5 protein-coding genes are annotated in these 5,850 nt (G+C 68.0%); all 5 read left to right on the top strand.

Annotated elements, in window-relative coordinates; translation table 11 throughout:
* Window positions 1-26 precede the first annotated feature (26 nt).
* The 5 genes from purH (at window position 27) to OS124_RS0104840 (ending at window position 5,669) form a co-directional block, all read left to right on the top strand.
* The gene (gene purH, locus OS124_RS0104860) at window positions 27-1,625 is read left to right on the top strand and encodes a bifunctional phosphoribosylaminoimidazolecarboxamide formyltransferase/IMP cyclohydrolase (protein ID WP_010138238.1); all 1,599 of its coding nucleotides are present in this window, start codon (window positions 27-29) and stop codon (window positions 1,623-1,625) included.
* A 22-nt stretch (window positions 1,626-1,647) separates the two neighbouring features.
* Window positions 1,648-2,118 (top strand): signal peptidase II, encoded by a 471-nt coding sequence (gene lspA / locus OS124_RS0104855; RefSeq protein ID WP_010138237.1) that lies wholly within the window; start codon window positions 1,648-1,650, stop codon window positions 2,116-2,118.
* Window positions 2,119-2,168: 50 nt separating this feature from the next.
* Window positions 2,169-2,684 carry a DUF3035 domain-containing protein gene (locus OS124_RS0104850; RefSeq protein WP_010138235.1) on the top strand — a complete coding sequence of 172 codons (516 nt, stop codon included), beginning with the start codon at window positions 2,169-2,171 and terminating at the stop codon, window positions 2,682-2,684.
* A gap of 205 nt (window positions 2,685-2,889) precedes the next feature.
* Window positions 2,890-4,341, top strand: coding sequence for a M16 family metallopeptidase (locus tag OS124_RS0104845; protein ID WP_010138234.1), 1,452 nt, complete (start codon window positions 2,890-2,892; stop codon window positions 4,339-4,341).
* Window positions 4,338-5,669: a M16 family metallopeptidase gene (locus OS124_RS0104840; RefSeq protein WP_010138233.1), complete on the top strand. Its 1,332-nt coding sequence runs from the start codon at window positions 4,338-4,340 to the stop codon at window positions 5,667-5,669. Before OS124_RS0104845 ends, OS124_RS0104840 begins: the two co-directional genes overlap by 4 nt.
* The last annotated feature ends 181 nt before the right edge of the window (window positions 5,670-5,850 follow it).

Here is a 5,850-nt window from a genome sequence, read left to right as displayed (position 1 = left end):
CCTGACAAACCCGGACCCGAGCCACGATGACCGATACCCAAGCCCTGCACCCCGTCCGCCGCGCGCTGATTTCCGTATCCGACAAGACCGGGCTGGTGGACCTCGCCCGCGCCCTGTCCGACCGTGGGGTCGAGCTGCTGTCGACCGGCGGCAGCGCGGGCATGCTGCGCGAGGCGGGCCTTGAGGTGCGCGACGTGGCCGATGTCACCGGCTTCCCCGAGATGATGGACGGCCGGGTCAAGACCCTGCACCCCAAGGTGCACGGCGGCCTGCTGGCGCTGCGCGATGACGCCGGCCACGTGGCGGCGATGAACGAGCACGGCATCGGCCCGATCGACCTGCTGATCGTCAACCTCTATCCCTTCGAGGAAACCGTCGCCAAGGGCGCGGACTACGACACCTGCATCGAGAACATCGACATCGGCGGCCCGGCGATGATCCGCGCCGCCGCCAAGAACCACAAGTTCGTCAATGTCGTCGTCGACGTGGATGACTACCAGCCGCTGCTGGACGAGCTTGAGGCCAACGACGGGTCCACCTCCTATGCCTTCCGCCAGAAGCTGGCGCTGACCGCCTATGCCCGCACCGGCGCCTATGACGCCGCCGTCTCGGCCTGGATGACCGGCGCCCTGGAAGAGCCCGCGCCGCGCCGCCGCGCCTTCGCCGGAACCCTGGCCCAGACCCTGCGCTATGGCGAGAACCCGCACCAGTCCGCCGCCTTCTACACCGATGGCTCGGACCGTCCCGGCGTCGCCAACGCGGTGCAGTTGCAGGGCAAGGAACTGTCCTACAACAACATCAACGACACCGATGCGGCGTTTGAGCTGGTCTCGGAGTTCCTGCCGGCCAACGGTCCGGCCTGCGCGATCATCAAGCACGCCAACCCCTGTGGCGTGGCCCGTGGCGACACGCTGCGCGATGCCTACATGCGCGCCTTCGACTGCGACCGGACCTCTGCCTTCGGGGGCATCATAGCGCTGAACTCGACACTGGATGCGGCGACGGCGGAAGAGATCAGCCAGATCTTCACCGAGGTCATCATCGCCCCCGGCGCCGACGATGCGGCCAAGGAGATCCTGGCGAAGAAGAAGAACCTGCGCCTGTTGCTGACCAACGGCCTGGCCAACCCGGTTGCCGCCGGTCTGATGGTCAAGCAGGTCTCGGGTGGTTACCTGGTACAGGACAAGGACAACGGCCACATCGACCTCGATGACCTGAAGGTGGTGACCAGGCGCCAGCCCTCCGAGAAGGAGATGGCCGACATGCTGTTCGCCTGGAAGGTCGCCAAGCATGTGAAGTCCAACGCCATCGTCTACGTCAAGGACGGCGCCACCGTCGGTGTCGGCGCGGGCCAGATGAGCCGCGTGGACAGCTGCCGCATCGCCGCCCGCAAGAGCGTCGACATGGCCGAGGCCATGGGCCTCGCAGAGCCGCTGACCCGTGGTTCGGTCGTCGCCTCGGACGCCTTCTTCCCCTTCGCCGACGGTCTGCTGACCGCTGCCGAGGCCGGTGCCACGGCCGTGATCCAGCCCGGCGGCAGCATGCGCGACGACGAGGTGATCGCGGCGGCGGACGAGGCGGGTCTGGCCATGGTCATGACCGGCATGCGTCACTTCCGTCACTGAACCGGGCAAGGGAACGCGCAGGATGAAGACCGTATTCTGGGCCAGCTTCTGGGTCTTCCTGGCCGATCAGCTGACCAAGTTCCTGGTGGTCCATGTCATGGACCTGGGCCACCGGATGGAGATCGTCGTGATCGACGGTTTCCTGCGGTTCCGCATGGCCTGGAACGAGGGCATCAACTTCGGCCTCTTCTCGGGGGTCGGCAATGCCAACACCCGCTGGATCCTCATCGCCCTGGCGCTGGTGATCTGCGCCGGGGTGCTCTGGTGGGTGCGCCGCGAGACGCCGCGCCGGGCCGGGCTGATCGCCGCGGGCCTGGTGGTCGGCGGCGCGCTCGGCAATGTGGTGGACCGGGTGCTCTACGGGGCGGTGGCGGATTTCGCCAATGTCACCTGCTGCGGCATCGACAACCCCTATGCGTTCAACATCGCCGATGTGGCGATCTTCCTCGGAGCGGCGGCGCTGGTCTTCCTTCCGGCAGAGAAAGAGGCGTGACCTCGGTCCTCCAATCGGCTAAGCCTCGGTCAATGCCAAGGAGTATCGCGATGAATTTGGCTCGGGGAGCAATCGTTCTGTCCATCTGTGCGCTGGCCGCCTGCAGCCAGGGCAACGGCAAGCTGCGCTACTTCGCGGCCTCGGGGGCCGGTCCGGAAGAATTCGACGTGGTGCCCACGAAGCAGCTGGAAACCCCTGCCAGCTATGCCGAACTGCCCACGCCGACACCCGGTGGCACCAACCTGGTCGATCCGCAGCCCAAGGGCGATGCGGTCGCCGCGCTTGGTGGCCGCGCCTCGGCCCTGGAAGACAACGGTGTCGGCGCCGCTGACGGTGGCCTCGTGACCTATGCCTCCCGTGCCGGCGTCGATCCGCAGATTCGCGCCACCCTGGCCGCCGAGGATGCGGACTTCCGCCGTCGTCGCGCCCGGTTCAACAACCTGCGGCCCTTCAAGCTGGACCAGTACTACCGCGTCTACGAAGAGCAGTCGATCGACCCGCGCCTCGTCGCCCAGCAATGGGTGCGCCGCGGGTATCAGGTGCCCAGCTATCCGCCGGTCAACTGATCGCCTGACCCGAGCTGCGGCGCGGTCTCTTCGGCCAAGCTGACACTGGTTTGTTAACCTGACATTAGCCAGGACTGGCGCAGCCTGCGCGCAGGCGGCGGGGGATCGCTCGCGTCCCGTCACTTCGGGGTGAAAGGCCGCGGCACGGCTTGTCGTCGGGGCCCGTCGGGGTATCTTCCGGGCATCGGAACTGAGAGGAGGGCGCATGCTGAACAGGCTCGCCGCCGGGGCGCTGACCCTGGCCCTGACCACATCCTGTCTCGCCACCCAGGTCTCGGCGCAGGGCGCCAGCGACCAGGTCACGGATTTCACCCTGGACAACGGCATGCAGGTCGTCGTCGTCGAAGACCACCGCGCCCCCGTGGTCGTCCACATGGTCTGGTATCGCGCCGGCGCGGCGGACGAAGAGCCCGGCGTTTCGGGCATCGCGCATTTCCTCGAACACCTGATGTTCAAGGCCACCGACACCATGGCCTCGGGCGAGCTGTCCTCGACCGTGGCGGCCAATGGCGGCACCGACAATGCCTTCACCAGCCAGGACCAGACCGCCTATCACCAGCGCGTCGCCGCCGACCGGCTCGAGCTGATGATGCGGATGGAAAGCGACCGGATGCAGAATCTCGCGCTGACCGAAGACGACATCGCCACCGAACGCGACGTGATCCTGGAAGAGCGCTCTCAGCGCACCGACAGCCAGCCCGGCGCCCTGTTCAACGAGCAGATGCGCGCGGCGCAGTACCTCAACCACCCCTACGGCATCCCGGTGATCGGCTGGCGCCACGAGATGGAACAGCTGGGCCTCGACGAGGCCAATGCCTGGTATGAGCGTTACTACGCCCCCAACAATGCGATCCTGATCGTCGCCGGCGATGTCGATCCCGCGCAGGTGAAGATCCTCGCCGAGACCTACTACGGCGTGATCCCTCCCAACCTCGACCTGCCGGCCGAACGGATCCGCCCCGCCGAACCGCCGCAGATCGCCGAGCGCCGCGTGGTCTTCCGCGATGCCCGCGTCGCGCAACCCTACGTCAACCGCACCTACCTGGCCCCGGAACGCGATCCCGGCCAGCAGCGCGAGGCGGCGGCGCTGGTCATGCTGGCGCAGCTTCTCGGTGGCGGCACGACCTCCTATCTCTACGAGAACCTGGTGCTGGACCAGCAGGCGGCGGTCTATGCCGCGGCCTACTACACGCCCACCTCGCTGGATGACACGACCTTCGGCGTCTACATCGTGCCCCGGCCCGGCACCGACCTCGACACCGCCGAGGCCGACCTGGATGCCGCCATTGCCGGATTCATGGAAGAGGGTGTCGACGAAGAGGCGCTGGAGCGCATCCGCATGCAGATCCGCGCCCAGGACATCTACGAACGCGACGACGTGGCCGCCATGGGGCAGATGTACGGCCGGGCCCTGACCTCTGGGCTGACCATCGAGGACGTGCAGGAATGGCCCGAGATCCTGCAGCAGGTCACGCCCGAGGAAATCATGGCCGCCGCCCGCAAGGTGCTGAACCGTGACCGCGCGGTGACCGGCTGGATGATGCCCGATCCGGGTCCCGACGTAGCCCCTGCCACCCCGGACGCAGCCGCAGAGCCTGCCCCGGAAGCCGCCCCCGGGGGCGCCCCCGAATCCGACGCAGAGGAGATCAGCCAATGAGCCTGATGCACAAGCTGCTCGCCCCCGCCTTCGTCCTGCTCTCGGCCCTGCCGCTGCGCGCCGAGATCGCCATCCAGGAGGTCACCAGCCCCGGCGGGCTGACCGCCTGGCTGGTCGAGGAACACTCGATTCCCTTCACCGCGCTGGAACTGCGCTTCGAGGGCGGCTCGGCGCTGGACCTGCCCGGCAAGCGCGGCGCCACCAACCTGATGGCCGCCCTGCTGGAAGAGGGCTCGGGCAGTGGCGAGGCGGCGCTGGACAGCCAGCAGTTCGCCCGCGCGGTCGAGGGGCTGGCCGCCTCGTTCAGCTACGACAGCTACGCCGATTCGCTCTCGGTCTCGGCGCGGTTCCTGACCGAGAACCGGGATCAGGCCGTCGCCCTGCTGCGCCAGTCGCTGGTGGAGCCGACCTTCCCCGAGGACGCCGTGGCGCGGGTGAAGGAACAGGTGCTGTCGATCATCCGCTCGGATGCCAAGGATCCCCAGGATGTCGCCAGCCTCGGCTTCGCCGGGCTCGCCTATGGCGACCACCCCTATGCCACCGCGCTGGAAGGCACCGAGGAAAGTGCCACCGCGCTGAGCCGAGACGACATGGTCGAGGCCTGGCGCAACGTGCTGGTGAAGGACCGTGTCTCGATTGCCGTGGTCGGCGACATCACCCCCGGGGAACTGGGCCCGCTGCTGGACGAGCTGATCGGCGCCCTGCCCGAGGGCGGCGCCGCGCTGCCCGGCCCGGCCACCCTGGGGCTGAGCGGCGGCGTCACCATCCTGCCTTTCGACACTCCGCAGGCTCAGGTGATCTGGGGCCAGCAGGGGCTAGGCATGGAGGATCCCGACTTCTTCGCCGCCTACCTGCTGAACGCGATCATCGGCGGCTCGGGCTTCGACAGCCGCCTGATGCAGGAGGTGCGTGAAAAGCGCGGCCTGACCTATGGCGTCTATTCCTGGCTGGCGGATCGCGATTTCGCCGATGTCTGGATGGGCGCCGTGGCCTCGGACAACCGCCGTGTCGCCGAGACCATCGAGGTGATCCGCGCCGAATGGACCAAGGTCGCCGAAGAGGGCGTCACTGCGGAAGAGCTGGAGCAGGCCAAGAAGTACCTGACCGGAGCCTATCCCCTGCGCTTCGATGGCAACGGGCCGATCGCGGGCATCCTCGTCGGGATGCAGCACGATGACTTCCCCATCGACTACCCCGCCACCCGCAATGACCGGGTGAACGCGGTGACACTGGAAGACATCAACCGCGTCGCCCGAGAGCGCCTGCACCCCGAGGATCTGCGCTTCGTCGTCGTCGGTCAGCCCGAGGGGCTGGAAGAGGTGAACTGACCCTCACGCCGGGTGGCGCACCCACCCGGCGCATCTCGCCCCGGCACCCGGCCATCGCCTGAACAGCCCGGGCGCTTCGGGCCTGAGGCCCCCGGGGCGCCTGCGCGCCGCGTCGCGCGTGCCGTCGACGTCAGGCCGCCTCCGGCGGGAGTACTTTCAGCCTGGTGATGATGCGGGATGC

The organism is Oceanicola sp. S124 (assembly GCF_000220565.1).
GTDB lineage: Bacteria > Pseudomonadota > Alphaproteobacteria > Rhodobacterales > Rhodobacteraceae > Pseudooceanicola.
Note: the sequence above shows the minus strand (reverse complement) of the source record. Positions and strands in the feature narration are given on the sequence as shown.